General features: G+C 42.5%; 26 protein-coding genes and 1 tRNA gene. 3 read left to right on the forward strand and 24 right to left on the reverse strand.

Annotation, left to right across the window (positions count from 1 at the left end):
• The first annotated feature begins 315 nt into the window (after positions 1-315).
• Positions 316-513: a hypothetical protein gene (locus BK582_RS21700; RefSeq protein WP_078597037.1), complete on the forward strand. Its 198-nt coding sequence runs from the start codon at positions 316-318 to the stop codon at positions 511-513.
• A 42-nt stretch (positions 514-555) separates the two neighbouring features.
• On the opposite strand, the gene BK582_RS21705 is transcribed toward BK582_RS21700, so the two are convergent.
• The 5 genes from BK582_RS21705 to BK582_RS21725 form a co-directional block, all read right to left on the reverse strand.
• Positions 556-1044: a MarR family transcriptional regulator gene (locus BK582_RS21705; RefSeq protein WP_078597038.1), complete on the reverse strand. Its 489-nt coding sequence runs from the start codon at positions 1042-1044 to the stop codon at positions 556-558.
• 306 nt (positions 1045-1350) lie between these two features.
• On the reverse strand, positions 1351-2472 hold the full coding sequence (locus tag BK582_RS21710; RefSeq protein WP_078597039.1) for a M20/M25/M40 family metallo-hydrolase: 1122 nt from the start codon (positions 2470-2472) through the stop codon (positions 1351-1353).
• Positions 2473-2569: 97 nt separating this feature from the next.
• Positions 2570-4117 carry an acyl-CoA carboxylase subunit beta gene (locus BK582_RS21715; RefSeq protein ID WP_078597040.1) on the reverse strand — a complete coding sequence of 516 codons (1548 nt, stop codon included), beginning with the start codon at positions 4115-4117 and terminating at the stop codon, positions 2570-2572.
• Between the two features lie 2 nt (positions 4118-4119).
• The gene (mce, locus tag BK582_RS21720; protein ID WP_078597041.1) at positions 4120-4962 is read right to left on the reverse strand and encodes a methylmalonyl-CoA epimerase; all 843 of its coding nucleotides are present in this window, start codon (positions 4960-4962) and stop codon (positions 4120-4122) included.
• 33 nt (positions 4963-4995) lie between these two features.
• Positions 4996-6633: an acyl-CoA mutase large subunit family protein gene (locus BK582_RS21725; protein ID WP_078597042.1), complete on the reverse strand. Its 1638-nt coding sequence runs from the start codon at positions 6631-6633 to the stop codon at positions 4996-4998.
• Between the two features lie 425 nt (positions 6634-7058).
• Between BK582_RS21725 and prli42 the strand changes: the two genes are divergently transcribed.
• Positions 7059-7148: a stressosome-associated protein Prli42 gene (gene prli42, locus BK582_RS27320; protein WP_167553239.1), complete on the forward strand. Its 90-nt coding sequence runs from the start codon at positions 7059-7061 to the stop codon at positions 7146-7148.
• Between the two features lie 242 nt (positions 7149-7390).
• On the opposite strand, the gene BK582_RS21730 is transcribed toward prli42, so the two are convergent.
• The 15 genes from BK582_RS21730 to BK582_RS21800 all read right to left on the reverse strand — a co-directional run bounded on the left by BK582_RS21730 (position 7391) and on the right by BK582_RS21800 (position 21723).
• On the reverse strand, positions 7391-7918 hold the full coding sequence (locus BK582_RS21730) for a L,D-transpeptidase (protein ID WP_420841252.1): 528 nt from the start codon (positions 7916-7918) through the stop codon (positions 7391-7393).
• A gap of 82 nt (positions 7919-8000) precedes the next feature.
• Positions 8001-8969 carry an aromatic acid exporter family protein gene (locus BK582_RS21735; protein ID WP_078597044.1) on the reverse strand — a complete coding sequence of 323 codons (969 nt, stop codon included), beginning with the start codon at positions 8967-8969 and terminating at the stop codon, positions 8001-8003.
• Between the two features lie 215 nt (positions 8970-9184).
• Positions 9185-9259 (reverse strand) — tRNA-Arg (locus tag BK582_RS21740).
• Between the two features lie 111 nt (positions 9260-9370).
• On the reverse strand, positions 9371-9718 hold the full coding sequence (locus tag BK582_RS21745; RefSeq protein WP_078597045.1) for a hypothetical protein: 348 nt from the start codon (positions 9716-9718) through the stop codon (positions 9371-9373).
• Positions 9719-9867: 149 nt separating this feature from the next.
• Positions 9868-10293: a BrxA/BrxB family bacilliredoxin gene (locus tag BK582_RS21750; RefSeq protein WP_078597046.1), complete on the reverse strand. Its 426-nt coding sequence runs from the start codon at positions 10291-10293 to the stop codon at positions 9868-9870.
• 252 nt (positions 10294-10545) lie between these two features.
• Positions 10546-11019 (reverse strand): hypothetical protein, encoded by a 474-nt coding sequence (locus BK582_RS21755; protein WP_078597047.1) that lies wholly within the window; start codon positions 11017-11019, stop codon positions 10546-10548.
• 60 nt (positions 11020-11079) lie between these two features.
• Positions 11080-11268 carry a hypothetical protein gene (locus tag BK582_RS27325; RefSeq protein WP_169911197.1) on the reverse strand — a complete coding sequence of 63 codons (189 nt, stop codon included), beginning with the start codon at positions 11266-11268 and terminating at the stop codon, positions 11080-11082.
• Between the two features lie 102 nt (positions 11269-11370).
• A complete protein-coding gene (locus BK582_RS21765) occupies positions 11371-12678 on the reverse strand; it encodes a dihydrolipoamide acetyltransferase family protein (RefSeq protein WP_078597049.1) in 1308 nt (435 codons plus the stop codon).
• 21 nt (positions 12679-12699) lie between these two features.
• Positions 12700-13683 carry an alpha-ketoacid dehydrogenase subunit beta gene (locus BK582_RS21770; protein ID WP_078597050.1) on the reverse strand — a complete coding sequence of 328 codons (984 nt, stop codon included), beginning with the start codon at positions 13681-13683 and terminating at the stop codon, positions 12700-12702.
• A 7-nt stretch (positions 13684-13690) separates the two neighbouring features.
• On the reverse strand, positions 13691-14686 hold the full coding sequence (locus BK582_RS21775) for a thiamine pyrophosphate-dependent dehydrogenase E1 component subunit alpha (protein ID WP_078597051.1): 996 nt from the start codon (positions 14684-14686) through the stop codon (positions 13691-13693).
• A gap of 36 nt (positions 14687-14722) precedes the next feature.
• The gene (lpdA, locus tag BK582_RS21780) at positions 14723-16150 is read right to left on the reverse strand and encodes a dihydrolipoyl dehydrogenase (RefSeq protein ID WP_078597052.1); all 1428 of its coding nucleotides are present in this window, start codon (positions 16148-16150) and stop codon (positions 14723-14725) included.
• Positions 16151-16210: 60 nt separating this feature from the next.
• The gene (buk, locus tag BK582_RS21785) at positions 16211-17305 is read right to left on the reverse strand and encodes a butyrate kinase (RefSeq protein WP_078598219.1); all 1095 of its coding nucleotides are present in this window, start codon (positions 17303-17305) and stop codon (positions 16211-16213) included.
• Positions 17306-17362: 57 nt separating this feature from the next.
• Complete coding sequence (bcd, locus tag BK582_RS21790) at positions 17363-18460, reverse strand: branched-chain amino acid dehydrogenase (RefSeq protein WP_078597053.1); 1098 nt, start codon at positions 18458-18460, stop codon at positions 17363-17365.
• A gap of 43 nt (positions 18461-18503) precedes the next feature.
• The gene (locus BK582_RS21795; protein ID WP_078597054.1) at positions 18504-19415 is read right to left on the reverse strand and encodes a bifunctional enoyl-CoA hydratase/phosphate acetyltransferase; all 912 of its coding nucleotides are present in this window, start codon (positions 19413-19415) and stop codon (positions 18504-18506) included.
• A 220-nt stretch (positions 19416-19635) separates the two neighbouring features.
• Entirely contained in the window at positions 19636-21723 is a 2088-nt protein-coding gene (locus BK582_RS21800; RefSeq protein WP_078597055.1) for a sigma-54 interaction domain-containing protein, read from the reverse strand.
• A gap of 233 nt (positions 21724-21956) precedes the next feature.
• Here BK582_RS21800 and BK582_RS21805 point away from each other — a divergent pair, with 233 nt between their 5' ends.
• Positions 21957-22205: a DUF2627 domain-containing protein gene (locus tag BK582_RS21805; RefSeq protein ID WP_414457998.1), complete on the forward strand. Its 249-nt coding sequence runs from the start codon at positions 21957-21959 to the stop codon at positions 22203-22205.
• Between the two features lie 32 nt (positions 22206-22237).
• Here BK582_RS21805 and BK582_RS21810 read toward each other — a convergent pair whose 3' ends face one another.
• The 4 genes from BK582_RS21810 to spo0A form a co-directional block, all read right to left on the reverse strand.
• Positions 22238-23023, reverse strand: coding sequence for a hypothetical protein (locus BK582_RS21810; RefSeq protein WP_078597056.1), 786 nt, complete (start codon positions 23021-23023; stop codon positions 22238-22240).
• On the reverse strand, positions 23011-23670 hold the full coding sequence (locus tag BK582_RS21815) for a glycosyltransferase family 2 protein (protein WP_078597057.1): 660 nt from the start codon (positions 23668-23670) through the stop codon (positions 23011-23013). Before BK582_RS21815 ends, BK582_RS21810 begins: the two co-directional genes overlap by 13 nt.
• Positions 23636-24733 carry a putative cytokinetic ring protein SteA gene (steA, locus tag BK582_RS21820; RefSeq protein WP_078597058.1) on the reverse strand — a complete coding sequence of 366 codons (1098 nt, stop codon included), beginning with the start codon at positions 24731-24733 and terminating at the stop codon, positions 23636-23638. Before steA ends, BK582_RS21815 begins: the two co-directional genes overlap by 35 nt.
• Before the next feature lie 271 nt (positions 24734-25004).
• Complete coding sequence (spo0A, locus tag BK582_RS21825; RefSeq protein ID WP_078597059.1) at positions 25005-25793, reverse strand: sporulation transcription factor Spo0A; 789 nt, start codon at positions 25791-25793, stop codon at positions 25005-25007.
• Positions 25794-25803: the final 10 nt, after the last annotated feature.

Consider the following 25803-nt stretch of genomic DNA (forward strand, 5'->3'; position numbering starts at 1 on the left):
GTTCTTGCGGGAAAAGCATGAGAAGCTGAAAATCCATTTTTGACGGCATTTGACTGTCAAAAATTAGTTGAAGCCGGGCCCGCAGAACGCGTCCCTCTGAAGAGTAAATCGAACAAAAAGTAACCTTTTAAGATAATGTTCGTATTAAAGTTGAAAATCTTGAATTATGAAATTGAGTTACATATGTGAAAATAACAAAACACCGGCTGCCCGGTGTGTCGAATCTCGTCAATTATTTTACCTGGTGTCCACCTTTAATTTCCAGAACAAAAGTGTTATGATTGAGTAATACTAAGGTGAGAGGCGGTCGATATAATGTCGGAATATATCCAGAATGAGGCCCCTTACGATATAGTGCTTAGTTTAATCGTGGAAATTGTGGCCGAGTGTGAAAGCAGTGAATGTCCTTCACCTACTCTTGAAGAGCTTTCTAACCAGATAGGTTATTCAGAAGAAACGATTCTCGAATCTCTAGAATATGGGAATCTGGAACCCGTCAGCATACTACAGTAGGTGCTGCGGGTTCTTTTTTCGTCGTCCCGTATCCTTACGTACTTACCACTCATCATAATTTTCTGTAGTTTCCTCCACCCAGTCTACAAATTCCCTTCCATGAAAATGGAGGTTAACTTCTCTGTGAAAGCGAATCAGCTCCTCAATAAACTCTTCATTCTCTTTCTGATATTCATTGAGGAAGGAAAAGAGTTCAAAATCTTTTTCTTTTGATTGATTACGTTTTAGCTTTCCTTCTTCAGTAAGCTCAATGTATGTTATTCTTAAATCACGCTCATCCTTTAGCATCCTCACAAGTTTTTTTTCCTGCAATCGTTTAATTACCTGCATGACTGTGGAGCGGTCCCATAAACCAATTTTCGCAATATGGGAAACAGAAATTTTTTCTTTTGAGTGGACAATCCACATAATATGCTGTTCAGCCAGGGTCAAACCCAGTGCTTTTGCGTTCTGCTGCCACTCTTCCTCTAACACTTTTCCTATACCTCGAATGTAATTTAATAGTAAATGATTATTTCGATTGACTGACATATCATCACTTCCCGAAAATTTTACTTCAGAATCTGAATCTTCTTTACCATACCATAATTATCAAGGGCAAGAAATAATTTACATGATTTTTTACATAAACGCAGGTTGTATACATGCAATACCTTTACCCTATCTTCAGGAAACTGATACCTTCAGTTTAGCTAAAGAAATTATGCCGATTTTTCAGCCTTATTATTAAGTAAGTATCATCGGCAGTGTACCTATGTCAAATTTTCCTCTTCAATTATTTTTCTTTCCTATCAAGTAAAAACAGCACTCTCCATATGGGAGAGTGCCTCATTACTGTTATTCGCTTTCGGCGGCATTTCTGATGATTTCTGTAACAAGCTCAGCTGTTTTGACAAGCTCTTCCACCGGCATTTTTTCATTTGTTGTATGGATTTCTTCGTAGCCAATACCGAGGTTTATTGTTGGAATGCCATGGCCGGCAATAACGTTTGCATCACTGCCTCCGCCGCTTGTTTTCAGTACAGCTTCCCGTCCAACCGCTCCAATTGCTTTTTTAGCAACTTCCACGACATGGTCGCCATCTTTATGTTTAAACCCTGGATAAATTACCTCAATGTTTACATCAGCACGTCCGCCCATGACTTTCGCGGCTTCTTCCAGAGCCTGTTTCATTGCTCCTGCCTGCTCTTCCATTTTTTCCGGAACTAAAGAACGGGCCTCTGCAAGAATCTCCACTCTGTCTGTCACTATATTCGTCTGGGAACCACCTTCAATACGTCCAATATTAGCGGTAGTTTCCTCATCAATTCTCCCTAAAGGCATATTTGCAATTGCTTTGGCAGCAATCGTAATTGCGGAAATTCCTTTCTCCGGCGCAACACCTGCATGGGCCGTCTTACCATGCACTGTCGCTGCAATTTTTGCCTGGGTAGGTGCGGCTACGATGACAGTTCCTACTTTTCCGTCACTGTCCAGCGCAAAGCCGTACTTTGCAATAAGGTCGTCACGGCTGAGAGCTTTTGCTCCAATTAATCCGGATTCTTCCCCAACTGTAATAATGAATTGTACAGTGGGATGGGCTATATTGTTTTCTTTTATTACTCTCACTGCTTCAAGCATTGCAGCAAGTCCTGCTTTGTCATCCGCACCAAGTATCGTTGTACCGTCAGTTTTTATGTACCCGTCCTCAATAACCGGATTGACTCCGTTACCTGGAACTACTGTGTCCATATGGGACGTAAAATAAATCGGGTCCGCATCTGACGTTCCTTCCAGGGTACAGATAAGGTTTCCAGCTCCGTGCCCGGTGATGTGAGTAGTATCATCTTCTTTTACTCTCACACCGAGGTTTTCAAATTTCTCTTTTAATACATCGGCGATTTCTCTTTCATATTTTGTTTCAGAATCTACTTTAACGAGTTCAAGAAATTCTTCGGTTAATCGTTGTTCGTTTATCATAGGAAAGCCTCCGTTTTCTTAATAAGGAATCGCTGTAATTGTAACATATTGTCCCGTTTTTATTAAAAATAATCTCCTGTCGGCTCCCATGGAATGTTTACAGAGGAATATTACCGTGTTTTTTAGAGGGACGTGGTTCTTCTTTCCTCTCGAGCATTTCAAGGCTCTGGATAATCTTTATTCTTGTCTCCCGCGGGTCAATGACATCGTCAACCATGCCATTTGAAGCAGCAATATAAGGATTAGCGAATTTTTCACGGTATTCCTCGATTTTCTCCTGACGTGTCGCTTCAGGGTCTTCACTATCCCTGATATCCTTCGCAAAAATAATATTCGCGGCTCCGTGGGGGCCCATTACAGCTATTTCAGCATTCGGCCATGCGAAGACTATGTCAGCTCCAATTGCTTTACTGTTTAAGGCTACGTACGCCCCGCCGTAAGCTTTCCTTGTAATGACAGTAATCTTAGGCACAGTAGCTTCAGAATAAGCATACAGAATTTTTGCCCCGTGACGGATGATTCCCCCGTGCTCCTGTTTAATTCCCGGAAAAAATCCAGTTACATCCTCGAATGTAATCAATGGTATATTGAAGCAGTCACAGAAGCGTATAAACCTTGATATTTTGTCGGATGAATCAATATCGAGGCCACCAGCCATGACCTTCGGCTGGTTCGCAATAATTCCGATTGACCGTCCCCCTGCTCTGGCAAAACCGACAACTGCGTTTTTAGCAAAGGATTTATGGACCTCCATAAAGCTCCCCGTATCTGCAACCTGTTCTATCACTTTCCGCACATCATACGGCCGGGTTGGATCAACAGGAACATCATCCAGCAGATCGTAAAGAAAATCATCTGTTTCTTCCGGTTCCAATTGAGGGGGCAGGTCTTCGTTATGCTGAGGCAGGTAGCTGAGAAGCCGCCGCACTTCGTTCAGAGCCTCTTCTTCGGAAGCACAGGAGAAATGGGCATTACCACTTTTCGTTCCATGGACCTGTGCACCTCCCAGTGCCTCGGAAGATATTGATTCACCAGTTACAGTCTCAATTACTTTAGGACCGGTAATAAACATCTGGCTGGTCTTTTCGACCATAAAAACAAAGTCTGTGATAGCCGGAGAGTACACTGCTCCCCCGGCGCATGGACCCATTATTACAGAAATTTGCGGTATTACACCCGAATAAATGGAGTTACGGTAAAATACATGCCCATATCCGTCAAGGGATAAAACACCTTCCTGTATTCGGGCGCCACCAGAATCGTTTAGTCCGATAAATGGTGCTTTATTTTTTACTGCAAGGTCCATTACGTTAGCGATTTTCTTTGCATGCATTTCGCCTAGAGCCCCGCCATAAACAGTAAAATCCTGAGCGAACAAAAATACCATTCTCCCGTTTACTTTTCCATAACCGGTTACGACCCCTTCTCCAGGGGCAGACCCTTTCTCCATGCCAAAATCCTGGTTTCTGTGCTCTATAAAAGGATTAAGTTCAACAAAGGTGCCTGTGTCGAGAAATATATCGATCCGTTCTCTCGCTGTTAGTTTTCCTTTTTCATGCTGTTTGTCAATCTTCTCGTCTCCGCCGCCCATTTCCACTTTCCTGCGTTTTTCATAAAGTTCGTTAATTTTATCATACATATCCATACTTACTCGTCGTCTCCTTTAATCTTCTCAGGCTCACATAACTCTACAAGTACTCCTCCGGCACTTTTCGGATGGAGAAACGCGATTGGATAACCTCCCGCTCCCTCTTTCGGAGTTTCGTCGATTAACTCGACTCCTTCCCGCTTAAGCTGGTCAAGCCTTTCCTGCAGACTGGTTACCGACAATGCTATATGATGAATCCCTTCTCCTTTTTTCTCAATAAATTTTGCAACCGGGCTGGATGGAGAAAGCGGTTCCAATAATTCCAGTTTAGTATTCCCAAGCCCCAGAAAAGCTACTTTTACCTGCTGGGACGGAACTTCCACAATTGTATCTACTTTAAGGTGAAGGTGGTCTAAATAAAATGGCAGGGCAGCATCAATGGATTTTACTGCAATTCCAATATGGTCCAGCCCTTTTGGCTTATCCAGAAGCCCTCTTTCCTCTCCACGTCCTTCCAGCACGGCTTGCTCAATATAAGCAGCCACAGTTTTGGTAGGTGTTCCCGGAGTGAATATTTTTTTAATCCCCTGTTCCTCAAGGGCCTTTACATCCTCAATAGGGATGACTCCCCCGCCAAAAACAATAATATCAGCAGCGTCTGCTTCCTTCAGCTGTTTTAAAACCTCAGGAAATAACACATTATGGGCTCCCGACAGGCTCGACAGACCGATAGCATCCACATCCTCCTGAATAGCTGCCCGGACAATTTGTTTAGGCGACTGCCTTAACCCTGTATATATTACTTCCATACCGGCATCTCTGAGAGCCTGAGAAATAACTAATGCCCCTCTGTCATGCCCGTCAAGTCCTGGTTTTGCAATCAATACTCTTATCTTATCCATTTGATCCAGTCACTCCTCTTGATTCTCCGACGATTAATATTCTCCGAATACATCTCTTAAAGTATTTGAAATTTCACCGATAGTGGCATAACACTTGACCGCTTCAATAATGTGTGGCATCAGGTTTTCTGTTCCTTCAGCTGCTTCTTTCAGATCTGAAAGTGCGCTGTTCACTTTTTCATAATCTCTTTTTGCTTTAAGGTTTTTCAGCCGCTCGAATTGTTCTTCCACAAATTTATCATCCACACGCATTAATTCAGGCTCAGGTTCTTCATCTAAAGTGAATTTATTAACTCCTACGACTATTTCTTCTTCTTTTTCAACTCTTTTCTGATAGTCATAGGCTGCCCGCTGTATTTCCCGCTGCATATACTGCTGTTCCACAGCTGCTACTGCTCCGCCTCTTTCTTTGATCTGCTGCATATATTCATACGCTTTTTCTTCCAGATCATCAGTAAGAGCTTCCACGTAATAAGAACCTGCTAAAGGATCAATGGTATCTGCTGCTCCTGTTTCATGAGCGATGATCTGTTGTGTTCTGAGGGCTATCCTCGCTGAATCCTCCGTTGGCAGTGCCAGCGCCTCATCCTTCGAGTTTGTGTGAAGGCTCTGGGTTCCTCCAAGAACTGCTGCCAGTGCCTGAAGTGCCACACGCACAATATTATTATCAGGCTGCTGGGCCGTTAGTGTTGAGCCGGCTACCTGAGTATGAAAACGAAGCTGGTGGCTTTTCGGATTTTTCGCTCCGAAATCTTCCTTCATAATTTTTGCCCACATTCTTCTCGCCGCTCTGAATTTTGCTGCCTCTTCAAAGAAATTATTATGTCCATTAAAGAAAAAGGCGAGCCTTGGCGCGAATTTATCCACATCCAGGCCTGCTTCAATAGCGGCCTCTACGTATGCCACAGCATTTGACAAAGTAAACGCCAGCTCCTGGACAGCAGTTGAGCCCGCTTCACGGATGTGATAGCCGCTTATACTGATTGTGTTAAATTTCGGCGTGTTTTCTGTACAGTAAGCGAAAATATCCGTAATAAGCCTCATCGATGGTTTGGGCGGATAAATATAAGTTCCTCTTGCTATGTATTCTTTTAATATATCGTTCTGGATTGTGCCTTGTATTTTCTCTTTGGAAACACCTTGTTTCTCTGCAACGGCAATATACATTGCAAGAAGTATGGCTGCAGGAGCGTTAATCGTCATCGAGGTACTGACCTCATCGAGAGAAATACCTTCCAGCAGGATTTCCATATCTTCGAGAGAATCAATCGCTACTCCAACCTTTCCCACTTCCCCTAATGACATGGCATCATCGGAATCATATCCTATCTGAGTTGGAAGATCAAAGGCGACAGAGAGTCCTGTCTGACCCTGGTCAAGTAAATATCTGAACCTTTTATTTGTCTCTTCTGCTGAACCAAATCCTGCATACTGGCGCATTGTCCATAAGCGCCCCCGGTACATTGACCTTCTAACTCCTCTTGTATATGGATACTCTCCGGGAAAGCCAAGCTTATCTTTGTAATCTTCGTCTATTTTTTCTGGTGTATATAATCGTTTTATTTCTGTACCGGATGAAGTTAAAAATTCATCTTTACGTTCTGGTCGTTTTTTAAGTTCTTCTTCTGTTCGCTTTTTCCACTCTTCAAAAGCTGATGTTTGTTCTGACACTGTTTGATTTCCTCCTTTGAAATTGCCGGTTTAACCATCCGGAATAGTACATGGGAAAAGCCAGATTTCACAGGCCTTAACATACATTACTTCGTTACGTTATTCGACAATTCCTTCTTTTTTATTTAGCTCTGTTAAACTTTATTGTTGATTCCACTACAGGACGCTCGCTTGCCTCGGGCATTGCTTCAGCTACCTCGGAAGCCCAAAAGGCTTCCGAGGGGATCTACAGCTAATGCTATTCCCGAAGGCGTCTCGCTTCCTTCCGCTACAATCAACATACATGTAAAAATCAACATTGACCTTTAACAAAGCCTTTTATTTAAATACAGGATAATGGAGGAGACTTTTCAGAGAAGCACTTGCCTAAATGTCTTAACAGAAGTAAAATATAAGGTAGCAATGTTCAAGAGGAGGTAAGTCTGATGCCCCGAAAAATGAGGAAAGCAATTATATATGTAATGATAGCTACAATGGCACTAGGTACAGTTTTAGCCGGTTTAGCTATGTACTAAAATTAAGAAAAGCGCAGGCGCCTTGGTCACGAGCGGTCAAGCACTGGAAGGACTTTGACGGAAGCCGCTTTTTGGCATACATGTGCTCCTGCGATTACTCGTCGCAAGGCAGCAGAGATGCAAATTCACGTAGTAGCCTGCCTGAAGTGACCTCGAGCTCGCAGGCGCTGGAGCTGGACAATTTTCTTAGAAAATTTAAACTTTCTAATTTAATAAAAAGGACAGCATCCCTATGCTGTCCTTTACTGTGTTCCATTTTCTTCTGCTTCCTTTTTCTTTACTGCCCCTGCCCTTACCCCAAGTTCTTCAAAAGAAGCATCGCTGGAAGTAATCATCACTTTTGTTCCGAGAGGAATTTCCTGAAACAGAATCTCCACGTCACTGTTATACATTCTGATGCACCCAGCGGTAATATATTTCCCTATAGTTTCGGGATTATTTGTTCCGTGAATACCGTAAATTCTTCCGTCTGTCCCTTCTGCATCCACACCTATCCATCTGGAACCGAGAGGATTGTCTTTATCCCCTCCCTGAATATTATCTTTCCTGTAATAAGGACGTACAGCTTTCACTGTAACTGTATGCTCGCCTTCAGGAGTCAATTCATCCGTCTTGCCAGTAGAAACATTATATACCTGCCGTACCTCGCCCTCGTAGATAAACGCGAGTTCATTTGTTGATTTTTTAATGATGATATACGGGTCGCCAACAAGAGGGTTTTCTCCGATTGGCCATACTGGTGAAATAACAAGCAATAAAGATAACAATATGGAAACCAATTTTACCACGCCTTCTGCTGCAGGATAACTTCCTTTGCTACACTTTAGTTGTTACAGAAAGCCTGTTAAATATTCATCGGAGTAAAGAGTAATTTTTTACAGTCTTAAACTGCCTCTTAATCAGCAGATACTGTTCTATCTCCTGAACGAGCTGAAGCATGGCAGCCCGTGCTTCAAATTCCTGCCTCGATTCAGGCAAAGGCATCTCTTTAAACATATCCCGCAGCTCTTCAAGCTGGTTAATAAAAATAAATGCAGTGTTTTTCGGATTTACCCCCACACTCAGCCGCTCAATAAAATCACTTATCATCTCTCCCTGTTTCAGCTGAAGATCAATGGAAGTTATCAAGGGCATCATACGTTCAATAATATCGAGCTGTTTCTCCCTCATCTTAAAATAATGGTAGTACTGATCTTCATAACGCAGAATGTGGTTGTCTAAATTCTGGATTGCCGTATTCTTGGCTGACTGAAGTAAATCAGCGGCTTCGGTTATCTCTCTGCCGTCCCAGCTGCTTTCCCCATTCTTAATATATACAGCAAATTCATGAAATATTTTAGAGTATAGTTCTTCCAGCCTGTTCTGCATATTACTCAGATCGTTTTCAACACTTGGCATATATATATTCATTAACAGAGCGCATCCTACCCCTATTATAATAAGAGCCAGTTCGTTGGCAATAAGTGCTGCGGTGATTGCCCCGTAAGAGTATATGTGAAGGATGATGACCGCACTCGTGACAATACCAACCTGCAGCCTTAAAGCTACCATTGTGGGAATAAACAGGAGAAGAAACACTCCCAGTGAAAAAAAGTGATATCCTAACAGTTCAAAGATGACAGCTGCATAAACCATACCGATAATAGCGGCAGCAAATCTTATCCATGACATACTAAGGGAGCTTCTTCTCGTTTTCTGCACACATAAGATAGCAATGATTGCTGCTGAAGCAAAATAGTCCAGCTGAAGGAACTGTGCAATCGCTATTGCCAGCGAAGCTCCAAGCGCTGTTTTTATCGTCCTGTAGCCTATCCGAAACATTCCCTCGCCTCCTGCGGTTTACTTCCTGATATTGCAGCCATATGGTTACTATTCACTATTTCGTCTGAAAAATTGGTTGCGGCCTGTTATTTTTATGATTGTTGATTTCCCTCTGGAAGAAGCTTCCTTTTCCAGGTCTGCTTCAAAAAGACGTTACTTCTGTTTAAAATGAAAAACTCCAGTATAATTTATACTGGAGTAGTTTATGTACAGTTTGGCGCGCCCACCAGGATTCGAACCCAGAACGCGAGAGCCGAAATCTCGTGTGATATCCATTTCACCATAGGCGCATAAACGGACGATACTGGTTCGTCCGTACTATAGGAGTATAACAATACAGAGAGTAAAAAGCAAGTGTTTTTTTATCTGCCAGTATTATATTCCTTTTCTTAACTCAGTGATTATACCTCTTCTTCAAACATGCTTTCATATCTTTCGTTCATTTGTTCTTTCGTATAACCCAACTGTGCTAATCTGCCTGTAAAGTTCTTTGCCCACAGGGAAAGACGCTGAGCTGCTTTTTTGTATTTCTTTGCCTTTGATCCTTTTTCTTCTTTTGCACGGTGGTCTGCATTTGACATAACATTTTCTGAGATAAATAAAGCTTTCCAGATGTCCTCTTCACTGAACTCGTCCGCATACTCATTAAAATACTCAATAACCTTTTTATAATAGCTGTCGAATTCGTTGAATTCAATCTCTTCCTCCATGTTTAAATAGACATGAAGCTGTTTGTAAAGTTCCTGCATACTGCCTACACTCCTTATTCCACATAAATAATTTTTCCGTACAACTATAACGATGAAAATTATAGCATAAAGAAAAGGAGGCTGCACCTCCTTTTCACCAGGTTTTATTGATTTTGGTGTGGCTGTACGTAAAGACCTTTAAAGAACGCTTACTTAAAGTACTGGTCAAAAGCTTTTTCCAGCTTCTGAACTACTTCAATTGGTTCATGGCCTTCAATTTCATGCCTTTCAATCATTGTCTGGATTTTTCCGTCTTTAAGAAGTGCGAAAGAAGGTGAAGATGGCTCATATCCTTCGAAATAAGATCTTACACGCTCTGTTGCCTCACGGTCCTGGCCTGCAAATACGGTTACATAATTGTCAGGTTGTACTTCATAGTTTTTCATATAGGCAGCTGATGGACGAGCTATTCCACCGGCACAGCCGCAAACTGAATTTATCATAACAAAAGTATTCCCCGGCTTATTCAGCAGCTCATCAACTTCATCCGCTGATTTTAGTTCCTGATAGCCTGCTTCTGTCATTTCTTTTCTTCCTGCCTGAACAACATCATTCATAAATAATTGAAAGTCCATTAATATGCACTCCTTTATTACCATTGTGATTTCCATTTTACACGTAAAAATTCTCTAATGCTATAATTTTGTACTATTTTAAAGAAAAACGTACAAGACATAAAAGCGCAAACGCCTTGTCTCATCCTCCGCATTATTGATTAGAGCCAGATCATCGGGACAGCCCGATGAAACCTCGTGAGGAGTACGCTCGGTTAATGCAGGCGGGCAGGCGCTTGCGCTGAAAAGTTATTGTAAAATCAATGCTTTTCGTCAGTTTCCGGTAATATAGTTTCTGTGCTCTTCATTCCATTTCCTGTGAAGAGAGAGAAGTTCCGGGAGCAAAGCTTTCAAACTTTCTTCGTCCCTCTTTTTTACAGCCTGGAGAAACTTTTCCTGCGTATCTTTATGGGCAGCCTCCCACGCTTCACTTTCTGCAGGATGATCACTCGTTTCTCCTTCTTTACTAAGTTCTTTCATCTTTTTATAAATAGCTTCTTTTTCTCTTACGACTTCCTGCCATTTCTCTTTCAGCTCCGGCTGGAATTTCTCGAAAAGCAGCTCCATATAATAATAAAAATGCGGCTTAATAGCAGAATGCCTGTGCATTATATCTTCCGTATACCCGCCGCCGTTTTCTCCGCCGGCATCTTGTCCATCGTGGGCCAATGCAGCTGCAGGGACAGTAAAGAGCAATACTGCCAGCATAAAAATATATAAATTCCGAACAGAATTAGTAGTTTTCACAGAGTTCATCCTTTCCTTTTTTTCTAGTATGCTCCGTGATTTTACATTTATGAATCCATTTCATAATTCAAGATTTCCCTCAGTAATAGGAACTTTATCTAAAAATATTAATTTGTTGTCCGATTTACGCTTCAGACGGACGCATTCTGCGGGCACGGCTTCAACTAATTTTTGACGGCTGAACGCCGTCAAAAATGGATTTTCAGCTTCCCATGCTTTTCCCGCCAGAGTCGTCGTCTTACGCTGCAATCGAAAAGTAATGTTCGTCTTTTTTTTTGCAAAGCTATATATGAAATTCATTCTTATGTAAAAACAAACCTGGCTGTGAGACAGCCAGGTTTGTTTCCTTACTTAATATATACTCGTATTACTTTCATTCATGTTCTCTAGCGTATTTTTAATATGCGCCATAAATTTACCGCAAATTAATCCGTCGAGGACTCGATGATCCAGTGACATACAGAGATTCACCATATGCCTTATAGCTATTGCGTCATTTTCCATAACCACAGGACGTTTAACAATCGATTCCACGGAAAGGATTGCTGCCTGCGGATAATTAATAATAGGCTGAGACTGAACAGACCCGAATGACCCTGTATTATTTACAGTGAAAGTCCCCCCCTGCATATCTTCCTGCTTCAGGGAATTAGAGCGCACCTTTCCGGCAAGGTCATTTATTTCTCTAGCTAAACCTTTAATCGTTTTTTCGTCTGCATGTTTAATTACTGGAACGAAAAGTTCTTTTTCAGTAGCAACAGCAAGGGAAATATGCACATCTTTATGGCGGATGATTTTATCGCCGGCCCACTGTGAGTTAATTTGCGGATATTCTTTCAGTCCGTCAACCACAGCTTTTACAAAGAAAGGCAGGAATGTTAATTTAATATCTTCTTTCCGGTTAAACTCATCTTTTATTTTGTTCCGGAAGTTAACGAGATTTGTAACATCCACTTCAACCATCATCCATGCATGCGGAGCCTCGTGTTTTGATTTAACCATATTATTAGCGATTGCTTTCCTTACACCGGATACAGGAATTTCTTCCGTTCTTCCAGCTGAGGCAGCTGGCTGCCTGTAGGTTTCCCTGCCTCCCGCTGGAGCAGCATCCATTTCTGGCGCCGTTCGTTCCGGAGCCATCTCTGCAGGTTTTGGTTCTTCAGCAGCTTTAGGCGGAGTCTGGGCTTTACCGCCTTTTTCAGGTATATTGCCCCCTTCAATTAAGGCAAGAAGGTCTTTTCGTGTAATACGGCCGCCCCGTCCACTTCCTTCAACCTGCTCAAGATCAATATTATTTTCCTGAGCAAGACGGAGAACTGCAGGAGAGTAACGTTTTTTAGCTGAAGTGTCCTCCTGCTGTACAGGTTCTTCTTTCTTTTCAGATGATGGAGCTTGTTTCTTTTCGGAAGGAGCAGCCTCCCCCTCTGCCTCCATCGTGCAAATAACTTCGCCTACTGCAATTGTCTGGTCTTCCTCTGCGATCAGTTCTTTGATCGTTCCTGTATAGGAAGAAGGTACTTCCGCATTCACTTTATCAGTCATTACTTCTGCGATGGGATCGTATTTATTCACCTGATCGCCTGGCTGTACCAGCCATTTTGTTATAGTACCCTCTGTTACACTTTCGCCTAACTGGGGCATTGTAATTTCAGTTGCCATAAAATAAGGTGCCTCCTTTTATTAAAATTCTGCAAGCTCCTTCATAGCAGCTTCTACTTTATCCGGATTAACCATAAAATATTTTTCCATTGTTGGCGCATACGGCATTGAAGGGACGTCAGGTCCTGCCAGACGCTGGATCGGTGAGTCCAGGTCGAATAAGCAGTTTTCCGCAATAATTGCTGCTACTTCGCTCATGATACTGCCTTCCTTGTTATCCTCGGTAACGAGAAGCACTTTCCCTGTTTTCTTAGCGGCTTCAATAATCGCCTCTTTATCGAGAGGATACACGGTCCGTAGATCAAGAATATGTGCTTCGTACCCTTCTTTTGCCAGGTTTTCTGCAGCCTGCATTGCAAAATGGACACATAGGCCATAAGTAATTACGGTAATGTCTTCTCCTTCACGCTTCACATCTGCTTTCCCTATTGGAAGCGTATAATCCTCATCAGGCACTTCACCTTTTATGAGTCTGTAGGCACGCTTATGTTCAAAAAATAACACAGGATCTTCACTTCGGATAGAAGCCTTTAGCAATCCTTTAACATCATAAGGTGTTGAAGGCATGACAATCTTCAGACCTGGCACATTAGCGAACAATGCTTCCACTGACTGAGAATGATACAGCGCCCCATGAACGCCCCCTCCGTATGGAGCACGGATAGTAATCGGGCATGTCCAGTCATTATTTGAACGGTAACGAATTTTTGCTGCTTCAGAAACAATCTGGTTTACAGCAGGCATAATAAAATCAGCAAACTGCATTTCGGCTACAGGACGCATTCCGTACATAGCCGCTCCGATGCCTACTCCGGCTATAGCTGACTCCGCAAGCGGTGTATCAATAACCCTTTCTTCTCCAAATTGTTCATAGAGACCGTTAGTAGCACGGAACACTCCTCCACGCTTACCAACATCTTCTCCAAGAACAAATACGTTTTCATCTCTTTCCATTTCTTCTTTCATAGCAAGTGTAACTGCTTCAATATATGATCTGACTGGCATAATGCAATCACTCCTCTCCGTATACGTGTTTTAAAGCGGATTCTGGTTCTGCATATGGTGCATTTTCCGCATATTCTGTCGCTTCATCAATAATCTTCCTCAGTTTTCCACGGATCTCCTCTTCCTTCTCATCAGTGAGCAGCCCTGTTTCCCGCAGATAATTTCCGAAAGTAATAATATTGTCCTTTTTCTTCGCTTCAGCAACCTCTTCCCTAGCACGGTATACACTGTCGTCATCATCACTGGAGTGAGGTGTCAAACGATAGGAAACTGTTTCAACAAGTGTTGGCCCGTCCCCTTTAACAGCTCTTTCTCTCGCTTCAGAAATCGCTTCGTATACTGCAAGAGGATCATTCCCATCCACTGTTACGCCAGGAATCCCGTATCCAACTGCACGGTCTGAAACATTCTCACAGTTTAACTGTTTCTCAAGCGGTACAGAAATAGCATATTTATTATTTTCAACCATGAATATACATGGAAGATCATGAACACTTGCAAAGTTTATCCCTTCATGGAAATCCCCCTGGTTAGAAGACCCTTCACCTAATGTCGTAAAAGAAACAAAATCCTGTTTCTTCATTTTAGCTGCAAGGCCGAAACCAACTGCATGAGGAAGCTGAGTAGTTACAGGGGAAGAACCTGTGACGATTCGATTCTTCTTCTGTCCGAAATGTCCCGGCATTTGTCTTCCTCCGGAGTTCGGATCTTCTGCTTTTGCAAATCCGGAGAGCATCAATTCCTGAGGAGTCATCCCGAAAGTAAGTACTACCCCCATATCCCGGTAATAAGGCAATACATAATCCTTTTCTGTATTCAGGGCAAATGCAGCCCCAACCTGCGCCGCTTCCTGCCCCTGACAGGAAATTACAAACGGAATTTTCCCAGCACGGTTTAGAAGCCACATTCTTTCATCTATCATCCGTGCCATCAGCATAGTTTCATACATTTCCAGAACAGTTTCATCAGATAATCCTAGTTGCTGGTGTCGAAGTTCACTCATTTTATTCCCTCCTTAGTTATCTTCCTGAATAACAAACTATCCTCCGTGAATTGCCTTACCGTCAACGGCAAGTGCTGCTTCGCCGACCGCTTCAGACAGGCTAGGATGAGGATGTATCGTCTCCGCAACCTCCCAATGAGCAGCATCCAGTACTTTTGCCAGAGCAGCTTCAGAAATCATATCAGTGACATGCGGGCCAATCATATGTACCCCGAGAAGATCGTCTGTTTTCGCATCTGAAACAAATTTAACAAAACCTGTTGTATCCCCGTTCACCAGAGCCTTTCCAATTGCTTTAAAAGGAAATGTTCCAGTTTTTACTTCGTAGCCTTTCTCTTTAGCATCTGCTTCCGTAAGTCCTACACTAGCTGCTTCAGGAGAAGAATAAGTACATTTTGCTACCATGTCAGGGTTCACTGGATGAGGGTCACCGTCAGCCATATGCTCCACAGCTGCAATTCCTTCATGGGAAGCAACATGGGCAAGCTGAAGGCCGCCGATAACATCACCGATCGCATAAATATGTGATTCTTTCGTCTGGTAATATTCGTTTGTGACGATAAAATCCTTCTCTGTCTTAATATCTGTGTTTTGCAGACCTATATCAGAGATATTTGCAGCTCTCCCAACCGAGACAAGCACCTTTTCTGTTTCTGCGTATTTTGTTTCACCTTTATGCTCATAAGGGACGATTACCTTATCTCCGTCAGTTTTAACCTGATCTGCAAGCACCTTGGCAGAAGTTACAATTTTCACTTTCTTTTTCTTCATTGCCCGGAGCATCTCTTTAGAAATATCTTCGTCTTCGAGCGGCAGTATTCTTGGCAGATATTCGAGAACTGTTACTTCCACACCGAAGTCTGCAAGCATTGACGCCCACTCGATACCTATTACCCCTCCGCCAACGATAGTAATCGATGCCGGCAGTTCTTCCATTTGCAGCGCTTCATCGGAGGTCATGATCTTCTCTTTATCGATCTCAAGACCCGGCAGTGTTTTCGGCCTGCTGCCAGTGGCAATAAGAACAAACTTCGGAACAAGCATTTCATTTTCTGATCCGTCATTATTCTCTACAGAAATTGTCCCTGGTGACGGAGAAAATATAGAAGGACCTAAAATTCTTCCATGGCCATGAAATACATCAATCTTACCTTTTTTCATCAGATGCTGTACGCCTTTATGAAGCTGGTCCACGATTCCTTGTTTTCTTTCCTGCACTTTCAGGAAATTGAGTCCTGGCTCAGACGTTTCCACACCAAAATCAGCGCTTTTCTGAACTGTTTTATACACTTCCGCACTTCTGAGTAGTGCCTTGCTCGGAATACAGCCCTTATGAAGGCATGTCCCTCCGAGGTTCTCCTTTTCAACCACAGCGACTTTCATTCCTAACTGGGAAGCACGAATTGCTGCAACGTAGCCCCCGGTTCCTGCACCCAGTACTACTAAATCGTAATCTTTAGCCATAATTACCTCCTCAAAACGTGTAAGTGAGAAGCAGCCAGATGGCAGCTGCTCACTCTTGCTTTAATATTCCTTTGCTTCTTCCTCATCCCGTAGGACGCGGAGGGCTCCTTCTGCCAGCGCCTGCAGTTCATTTTCCCCAGGCTTAATAATAACGTTGGCTATCCACTGAATTCTTTCTGTTATTTTGCTGACAAATTCCTTTCCATAAGCCAGTCCGCCGGTAAGGATAATTGCATCTGTTTTTCCTGACAGTACAGCAGCGGCAGCTCCTATTTCTTTTGCGATCTGATAAGCCATCGCGTCATATACAAGCTCCGCTTTCTCATCGCCTTTAGCGATTCGGTTTTCTACTTCGACTGCATCGTTGGTACCTAAGTAACCAACAAGTCCGCCCTGTCCAACAATCTTCTTCATAATTTCGTCCGCATAAAATTCCCCTGAAAAACACATGGAAACTAAATCACCTGCAGGCACAGTCCCGGCCCTTTCTGGTGAAAACGGGCCTTCCCCGTGCAGACCGTTATTAACATCTATTACACGTCCGTTTTTATGAACCCCGACAGTAATACCACCGCCCATATGCACGACGATAAGGGAAAGTTCCTTATACGACGTTTTCAGTTCGTCGGCTACTCTCCTGGCAACCGCTTTCTGATTCAGTGCATGAAAAATACTTTTTCTTTCAAAATCAGCAAAGCCTGATACCTTTGCAATGTCATCCAGTTCATCTACCACGACAGGATCAACAATATAAGAAGGAATATTAAGCTGGGAAGCAATTTCCTCTGCGAGGATCCCCCCAAGGTTTGAAGCATGCTGACCGGAATAACCTTCCCTTAAATCCTGGATCATTCTGTCATTTACTGCATACGTTCCTCCTTCGATAGGACGGAGGAGTCCCCCTCTGCCGACAACAGCGGATAACTTTGATAAATTCATCCCCTGATTATCGAGAGTCTCCAGGATCATCTGCTTTCGGAAAGGATACTGGTCGATAATTGAATCATAATCATTAAGTTTGTCCCTGTCATGGCGGATCGTTTCTTCCATGATGATTCTTTCATTATCAAAGACACCTATTTTAGTCGATGTAGATCCTGGATTAATCGTTAGTATTCTGAAATCTTTTTTGTGTTCCACAATATTGCCCTCCATTGTCAAAAAACATATCTCAACGGAAGATCAGCCCTTAAAGGAGAGATCTTTATTTGCTTATCTGCCACGGCTTAAAATGTTCATGCCGTTCTGAAGAAATTGTTTACGTGAACGTCTCATCGTTTCAATTCTTTCCTCTGCCATTCTGTCTGCAGCTTTATAGGAAGGAATCTGATCCCTCTTTGAAATTTCAAATATCGTTGAGATACTGTCATAAATTGTTTCTACTTTTTTCAGAGCTCTTTCTCTGTTGTAGCCTAACAGCTCATCAGCCACATTAATAACACCGCCTGAATTGATAACATAATCTGGTGCGTATACAATACCCATTTCCTGAACAATATCTCCGTGCCTTGTTTCTTTCAGCTGATTGTTCGCAGCTCCGGCTATTACCTTTGCCTTAAGCTGTGAAATGGTTTCATCATTAATTGTCGCTCCGAGTGCACATGGAGCATATATATCAGAGTCCACACTGTATATATCCGCTGGATCTACCGCTTCAGCTCCAAATTCTTCTACAGCCCTTTGTACAGCTTCTTTGTTAATATCAGTAATTATCAGCTTCGCTCCTTCTTCATGGAGGTGGCGGCACATTGCGTATGCCACGTTCCCCACACCTTGCACTGCGACTCTTTTCCCTTCAAGGGAATCTGTCCCGAAGGCTTCCTTTGCAGCGGCTTTCATTCCTACATATACACCGTAGCCTGTAACAGGGGACGGGTTTCCGGAAGAACCGAATGCTGGAGAAATCCCTGTAACATAATCTGTTTCAGAATAAATAATATCCATATCCTCAACTGTTGTCCCAACGTCTTCAGCTGTAATATACCGTCCTCCAAGACCTTGAATATAACGTCCGAACGCCCGGAACATTGCTTCGTTTTTATCTTTGCGCGGGTCTCCTATAATAACTGTTTTCCCCCCGCCAAGATTGAGTCCTGCAGCGGCATTTTTATATGTCATCCCTTTCGCAAGACGAAGCGCGTCCTCAAAAGCTTCTTCTTCAGTAGCATAAGTCCACATTCTTGTACCGCCAAGGGCTGGTCCGAGAGTTGTATCATGAATTGCTATAATTGCTTTCAATCCTGACTGCTTATCCTGGCAGACAACCACCTGTTCATAATCATAAGTTTCCATGTACTTAAACAATTCCATTTTTATTCCTCCTCTGAATATTCCCTGTGTATAGCGTTTATAATTAATGGACTGAAGAAGAGCCTGTGCCCATTGCTATTGAAAAGAGTTTACTGTTTACAGAATCTGCTCTTGATGTAAGGATAACCGGGGCTTTTGCACCTGTAATTATCCCCCCGACTACAGCATTTCCAAAATAGGTAAGGGACTTATAAAGCACATTGCCAGTTTCAATATCCGGCACAAGCAAAATATCAGCCTTCCCCGCAACTTCAGAGTCGATTCCTTTTTGTAATGCTGCTTCCTCGGATACTGCATTATCAAAACCTAGCGGACCATCCACAACACACCCGGTTATCTGGCCTCGTTTATTCATCTGAGTCAGTGCGGCGGCATGAATTGTCGCTTCCATTGCAGGATTAACGGTTTCTACCGCTGCAATAGCCGCAACTCGAGGTTTTTCTACTCCGAGCCCTTTTACTGTTTCAACTGTATTCTGAATGATTTGAGCTTTCTCGTTCAAATCTGGGTTTATATTCATTGCGGCATCTGTTATAAATAGCATTTTATCTCTTCCCGGGAGTGAAAAACCAGCTGCATGGGAGAGAATTTTGCCTGTCCTGAGCCCTGATTCCTTATTCAGAACCGCCTTCAGCAGAACAGAAGTTGAAAGCATCCCTTTCATTAATACTTGCGCTGCTCCTTTATTAATTAGCTCAACAGCTTTTAGAGCAGATTCCTTAGGGACAGAGCTATCCACCAGCTGGATTTTTTCTCTGTGCCTGCTGGTCATACCCGCTTCTTCAGCCAGCACTTCCATTTTTTCAGCAGGACCTGTAAATATAAATGAGGCAAGCCGGAGATCTATAGCTTCTTTCGCTGCCTGAAACAAAGAAATGTCATCAGCATGGGCTACTGCGATTGTTTTCTTTTCCGATGCCTCCTGAATTGAATGTATCAGTTCTTCATATGTCATGTATTTATCTCACCTTCCTCTTCATTACCGTCCCGCTTATATAATACATGCAAGTTACATGCCAACTTTTAAAATCAGGAAAACGTTTACAAAGCCCCTCTTTTATCACAACGGAGTGTGCATTTTTTTTCACAGTGCGCAATAATTTGCATGCAAATTATTGCGCACCTCCTGTTTTTGGGAAAAAGAGGGATTAAGTGACATATACCTCCTGACTGTTCTAGTTTTCAATATTAATGCTTAATTTATCAATTTTATAATACAGACTCCGTAATGAGAGTCCGAGAGCCTTTGCTGTTTTAGTTTTATTACCATTATGCTCAAGAAGAGCTTCTATTATGGTCTGTTTTTCGGTTGCTTCTAATACATCCTGCAAGGTTTGTCCTTCCTGTCTCATACTTCCTGCTGGAAAATTATCACCAGTCCAGTCTCCACCCCCTTTAGTTTTGTCACTGTTCAGCTGCGGGAGATGAGCCGCGGTTATAGATTGTTCAAGGTAATGCATATGTATCATCGCTCTTCCTATGATATTCTCCAGTTCTCTTACGTTCCCCGGCCAGTGATATTCCTGCAGCATACTTATTGCTTCCTTATCGGCGCCCTTCACATTCCTGCCATATTCCTGATTGAGTTTTAAAAGCAGGTGGTCACAAAGCTGAGGTATATCCCCAGCTCGCGATCTTAATGGCGGTATATAGATTGGCATCCTGTTCAGCCTGTAGAATAAATCGGCCCGAAATTCCCCTGATTCCAGCCTCTTTTCCATATTTACATTGGTTGCGGCAATAACCCTTACATCTATAGCAACCGGTTTTGTACCACCGACTCTGACGATTTCCTGTTCCTGCAGAACTCTCAACAGCTTGGCCTGTATTTGCGGAGTAATCTCCCCTATTTCATCGAGAAAAATACTTCCCCGGTCAGCCTCCTCGAAAAGACCTTTCTTCCCTCCTTTTTTCGCTCCGGAAAAAGCCCCTTCTTCATAGCCGAATAATTCACTTTCAAGCAAAGTTTCCGAAATTGCAGCACAGTTAACCCGGATAAACTTATTAAATTTTCTGCTGCTTGCGTTATGTATTGCATGAGCAAAAAGCTCTTTTCCTGTTCCTGACTCTCCCTGGAGAAGAATAGTTGCAGGAGTAGCTGCGGCTACCTTTGCCTGCTGAATCGCAACCTGCAATTCCTCAGAGTTACCAATAATATCATCAAAGGTATACTTAGCTTCCAGCGTTCTGATGATCTGTTTAGCCTTTTCCAGTTCGTCAGTCAGCGTTTCAATCTCTGACATATCATGTATGACCCCAACACTTCCTTTAATCTTCCCGTCGACAATGACAGGGGCGACATTTACTGCTACATCTTTTCGGTTAGGACCTACTTTCATTTTTGCGCCCCTGACTGAATTCCCGGTTTTCAGCACGCGCATATGCATGCTTTCCCCTTCGGAAATGTCAGTGTAAGCAGGTTTTCCGATTACTTCCTTCTTATCCAGACCGGTCAGCCTTGTATAAGCAGGGTTAATCAGCAGACCTTTTCCCTCTTCATCCACTACAGATATAGCATCATCCGAGGAATTTATTATCGCCTCCAGCATTTGTCTGATACTCTTTAAATTCGTTACCTCTTCGGCCATATGAAAAATTTCAGTCACATCTTTAAAAACACCAAGTGCTCCAATAAGCCTGCTGCCCTGAAACATAGGAACGCGGGTGGTGATTATCTGCCTGTTTTCCCCAATTACCTGCCGTCTGTTTGTTTCCGTTTTTCCCGTTTTCAGAACTCTGGGAAGTTTGCTCGTAGGCATGAATTCTTCAATTCTTTTCCCCAGGACATCATTCCGCTTCAGGCCGGACATCTTTTCAGCAGAACGGTTTATTAATGTAATTCTTCTTTCAAGATCTATAGCTATCATGCCATCGTGTGTGGAATCTAATATAACATCCATAATGGTGTTATGTTCTTTTACCGCATCAAGAAGAAGCTCTTTTTCTTCCATTAAATAAAACATAATGGAAGCTACAGAACTTGGAATAACCGTGGCAGGGTCATTTATCAAGTAGTTTCTCAATTCATTCAGTAAACTGCTGTCCCCCGTCACCTCGATTACGACGTCAACAGGAGATAATCTCTCATATGCTTCCTTCCAGGATGAAAATACAGGAATGTTCATTTTTTTTGCTTTAATTATCCCTGGAGCCTGTTCGTTTTTATCCACTATACCGCATACACGAAATTGCTCCGTTTCAATAAAAACTTCAAAAAGCGCAGAACCACCTGTACCGGCCCCGACGAGCAATACCCTTTTCACACCTATCCCTCCCGGCGTTTCGGCAGTTAAAAAAACTGCCTGTTATATCTGCATAATTCTACTTACACTATACAGGAATCATCGCCATAAAGAAATTGTCATCCTGTACCCACGGACGGTTGCATCGGAATAATGGAAAAGGAAATAATTCATTTGCCCTGCCGGACAGGTTTCAGTAAAATATAAGTAGAACTTCTGTCTTTAATTAAGGAAAAATAGAAAGGGATTTTTTTATGACGATACAACGTTTTACAGCATTAATGATTCTTTTAATCCCCGGTTTTATCGCCGGTTACGGAATTAAACTTATGAGAGACACTATATTTCAGCAGCTTGTCTGGCCTTTCAGCATTCTCTGGCTGCAATTCCTTGCAGGTGCGGCAGCCCTTGTTTTAGGAGTATGGTTTATTGGAGGGTTCGTTTTGTACAGAGACAGAAAAAACGGGAAAGTAGCTCCTCGTTTTCAGAAAACAGAAGGATAATTTCAGCTGTTCCGCTTTGTGCGGGACAGCTTTTATTTTAATCTCCCAAACTGGTCCAGGTGTTTTATCCCCGGAGTTGCTTCCACCCATGCCTGTAATGAAATTTTTTCAGCCAGAAACGTGACAATGACAGTAAACAGAGTTACAGCAAGGATATATAAACTACCAGCATAATGAAGCAAAAGGAGGGCGCCTAATGCTCCCGCCAGCATCGCTCCGTTATCTCCGAGCATTCCCTGGATCCTCGATTCCGCACTTCCAAGAATGAGAATTAACAAAGCTAAACAGACTGCTGTTATAACTCCTGCTTTCGTGATTACCGGCCAGAAAGTCAGCAGAAATATAATTTTCCAGACCCTTAATGGTTTAGTGTCAAAAAGATTCATTGAATGGGGAAAGAGAATAAGGAGCAATAGTACAGTAAGTCCAGCATACAGGGCCCCTTCGAAGTTAAATAAGATATAGACAGTCGCCGCAGCTGCGACACCTGCCGCCTTAATAAGTCCAGTAGAAACTTCTTTCTTTTCAAGAAACAGCCTGAAATGGCCTTTTATTCCTTTCGGGTGAGCTTTTCCAACTCTGTCATCAATCAGACCGAGAATCCAGACGAAAGAAAGGTAAAAATACTCCCAGGGGCCAACCGGGAACATCCTGTAGAACAGAGCATCAAGGGTGACTACGACAAAAAGGACTGTCCCTATGCTGTATGGGATCTTCAGCCCTGTGTAATTATTTACCGTCCAGCCTTTCTTTACAAAAAGACGGCTGATAAAATGATTTAAAACGATTATTACCAACGGGATTATTAATAATTCCATGTGGTCAGCTCCATTTCAAGCCACTGCCTTGCCCTGTGGCAAATTCCCCTGAAGTCCTTCCCAGTCGCACGGTGGTTCATCAAGGTATTAACTTCTTTTATAACTCCTCCATGTTTCAGAAAAAGTAAATTCAGATAAATTTCCAGCCCATACCCTCGCCCGTTCCCGGATAATATGAACGGAATCCAGTTACGGTGAAACGCTCTCTGTCCGGATAAAGGAGCAAGCAGCTGTATTCCCGTGTGTTTCCGTATTATATTAACAGCCCTCTTTTTAACCATTCCAAATCCGCTTTTACTTGCGGGAGGAAACACAGCAGAAGTCATATCAGCCTTTTTAACCATCAAAGGAAAGAGCAGTTTTTCTGCTTCCCTGGCAGTAGCCCCTAAATCCGCATCAAGGAGAACGACCCATTCCCCTTCGATAAAGTTCAGTCCAGTGAAAACTGCAGCAGATTTGCCTTTATTATCAGGAAGAGAGTGAACAAGATCTGCTTTTTCCCGGGCTATTTCTGCTGTTCTGTCAGTGCTGCCATCATCAATAACCACAATTTGGTTAACCCATTTTTCCTCCCGGAGGCTGTTTAATGTTTCATATAGCCTGTCCGCTTCGTTATATGCCGGAATGATTATGTCTGCTGTTATCATTTTTTATATACTCCTTTAATAAGCCAGTATGTGAAATATTCCATCTTTCAGAGTACATAGGCATATCTTTCATCCAGCTGCTTAAGTTTTTCCATTCAGATATCTTATCCCCTGCATACATTCTTGTAAGAATGGTGGAACCCATTCCTTCCCTTCCTTTCTCAGCCATCTCAACTGCAGAGCTTTTACACCCGAGCAAAATTATATGCTCTGCTTCAGAGACAAAGGCGAGCATAACCGCGAGATCTTCACTCAGGCCCGGAAAAGGTATTGCCAGAGAATCTATCGAAAGTTTCTGGAGCCTTTCCTTGCCCGGACTGTGGCCATTCATATAGGAGTGTGCGATGAATTTCCCTGTATAACGCCAGCTTTCTTCCGGCACCGAGTCCATATCACCTATAATATAATCTGGTTTAATACCATTTCTGTACAGTATTTCCGAAGCGCCGTCTATAGCAAAAATAACTGAGTCCTTCTTATTAATGCAGGGAAATAAATATTGTATATCGTTTTCTACATCTTTTCCTCTGCCAACGATAAAAACACAAGCATTATCCGCTTCTTCTAATTTTGGCAGCTGCTTAACCGCTGATAGAAAAAGATCAATCTCCTTTCGGGCATAGCTAAAACTGTTCTCGGCAAAACTGGCGTATAATTCGGGAAACTGACTTTTTCCTCTCTGTAGCAGTGCTGCCAGGTTATCTTCCGTATATCTTTTTACTCTTCCTGATAACCGCCACTTTTCTCCTAGTTTTAGCCGTATTGATGTACCTTTTATTTTGATTTCCGATTTATGCTCTTCCGGTACAAAATCATCTACGGTATCAAAAACAGATACACCTGCAGACAGAAGATACGAAACCCCTGAGCGGCTAAGTTTTCCGGTAACCGAAGTTCTTGTATTAATAACTGTTTTTACTTTTTTTCTCAGCATATCCTGTGCTGCTGTAATATCAATATCTTCATGCTCAATTATAATAATTGCGCCTGGAGGAACCGTATGAAGCAGCTGTTTTGTAATCGGCCCATAATATGCTGTGCCTGAAATTACTTCTGAACCCAACGCCTTTCCTCCTCTCGTAATAAGTCCTAGTAGTAGTATGGTCAGAAAACGTTCCATGCATAATAAAAAATCAAATTTCTCCTTAAACATAAAAACAGCCTCACACATTTTAATGTATGAGGCTGACGTATCCAAATTTAATGAGTCCGTTATAAAAGAAACGCTTTATGAAACTTCTGTGGGTGGTTCGCCTGGGCACAGATTTTAATTTCCGCGACTTTTACATTATCAGCAAATTCTTCATTGACCGTTCCATTAAAGAAAAACTTTGTTAGCTAACCTTGTGCTCGATTCTCAGTTTGTCAGCGACCATCGCTATAAACTCCGAGTTTGTAGGTTTTGCTTTTGAAACGTTGACAGTATAGCCAAACATCTTAGAGATGGATTCAATGTTCCCTCTGCTCCATGCAACCTCAATCGCATGGCGAATTGCCCGTTCCACCCTGCTCGCTGTCGTGTTAAATTTTTTCGCAATATCCGGGTAAAGAACTTTAGTAATCGAACCAAGGAGCTCAATGTCGTTATATACCATAGTAATCGCTTCTCTTAAGTACATGTAGCCTTTAATATGCGCCGGAACACCAATTTCATGGATAATGCTTGTAATACTCGCATCCAGGTTCATTGGTTTATTTTCTTTCCTGCTGCTGGATAATGAAGATGCGGACTGTACATACGCAGGGGCATTACCACTGACGTCACGTATTTTGTTCATCAATGTGTCCATATCAAATGGTTTCAGAACATAGTATGCTGCACCTAGTTCCACGGCTTTCTTTGTCACGTCTTCCTGTCCAAACGCAGTTAGCATAATTATATTTGGACGTTTAGCTAATTGCCGCTGATTAAGTTTTTCTAATACAGCAAGGCCGTCTAAATGAGGCATTATAATATCAAGAATTAGAACATCCGGTTCTGCATCTTCAACTAACTCAATACATTCCTGTCCATTAAAAGCTTTTCCTACAACATCCATATCATCCTGTGAATTAATATAGTCCTCTAACAGCATGACCAGTTCACGGTTATCGTCTGCCACACATACTCTCACATTTTTCACAAATCGTTCC

The sequence above is a fragment of the Evansella clarkii genome (assembly GCF_002019695.1).
Taxonomy (GTDB): Bacteria; Bacillota; Bacilli; order Bacillales; family Salisediminibacteriaceae; genus Evansella; species Evansella clarkii.

Coding starts and splice junctions, on each gene's coding strand:
- BK582_RS21700 (WP_078597037.1), top strand. CDS start 316: ATGTCGGAATATATCCAGAATGAGGCCCCTTACGATATAGTGCTTAGT.
- BK582_RS21705 (WP_078597038.1), bottom strand. CDS start 1,044: ATGTCAGTCAATCGAAATAATCATTTACTATTAAATTACATTCGAGGT.
- BK582_RS21710 (WP_078597039.1), bottom strand. CDS start 2,472: ATGATAAACGAACAACGATTAACCGAAGAATTTCTTGAACTCGTTAAA.
- BK582_RS21715 (WP_078597040.1), bottom strand. CDS start 4,117: ATGGATATGTATGATAAAATTAACGAACTTTATGAAAAACGCAGGAAA.
- mce (WP_078597041.1), bottom strand. CDS start 4,962: ATGGATAAGATAAGAGTATTGATTGCAAAACCAGGACTTGACGGGCAT.
- prli42 (WP_167553239.1), top strand. CDS start 7,059: ATGCCCCGAAAAATGAGGAAAGCAATTATATATGTAATGATAGCTACA.
- BK582_RS21735 (WP_078597044.1), bottom strand. CDS start 8,969: ATGTTTCGGATAGGCTACAGGACGATAAAAACAGCGCTTGGAGCTTCG.
- BK582_RS21745 (WP_078597045.1), bottom strand. CDS start 9,718: ATGCAGGAACTTTACAAACAGCTTCATGTCTATTTAAACATGGAGGAA.
- BK582_RS21750 (WP_078597046.1), bottom strand. CDS start 10,293: ATGGACTTTCAATTATTTATGAATGATGTTGTTCAGGCAGGAAGAAAA.
- BK582_RS21765 (WP_078597049.1), bottom strand. CDS start 12,678: ATGGCAACTGAAATTACAATGCCCCAGTTAGGCGAAAGTGTAACAGAG.
- BK582_RS21770 (WP_078597050.1), bottom strand. CDS start 13,683: ATGCCAGTCAGATCATATATTGAAGCAGTTACACTTGCTATGAAAGAA.
- BK582_RS21775 (WP_078597051.1), bottom strand. CDS start 14,686: ATGAGTGAACTTCGACACCAGCAACTAGGATTATCTGATGAAACTGTT.
- lpdA (WP_078597052.1), bottom strand. CDS start 16,150: ATGGCTAAAGATTACGATTTAGTAGTACTGGGTGCAGGAACCGGGGGC.
- buk (WP_078598219.1), bottom strand. CDS start 17,305: ATGGAGGGCAATATTGTGGAACACAAAAAAGATTTCAGAATACTAACG.
- bcd (WP_078597053.1), bottom strand. CDS start 18,460: ATGGAATTGTTTAAGTACATGGAAACTTATGATTATGAACAGGTGGTT.
- BK582_RS21795 (WP_078597054.1), bottom strand. CDS start 19,415: ATGACATATGAAGAACTGATACATTCAATTCAGGAGGCATCGGAAAAG.
- BK582_RS21805 (WP_414457998.1), top strand. CDS start 21,957: ATGACGATACAACGTTTTACAGCATTAATGATTCTTTTAATCCCCGGT.
- BK582_RS21810 (WP_078597056.1), bottom strand. CDS start 23,023: ATGGAATTATTAATAATCCCGTTGGTAATAATCGTTTTAAATCATTTT.
- BK582_RS21815 (WP_078597057.1), bottom strand. CDS start 23,670: ATGATAACAGCAGACATAATCATTCCGGCATATAACGAAGCGGACAGG.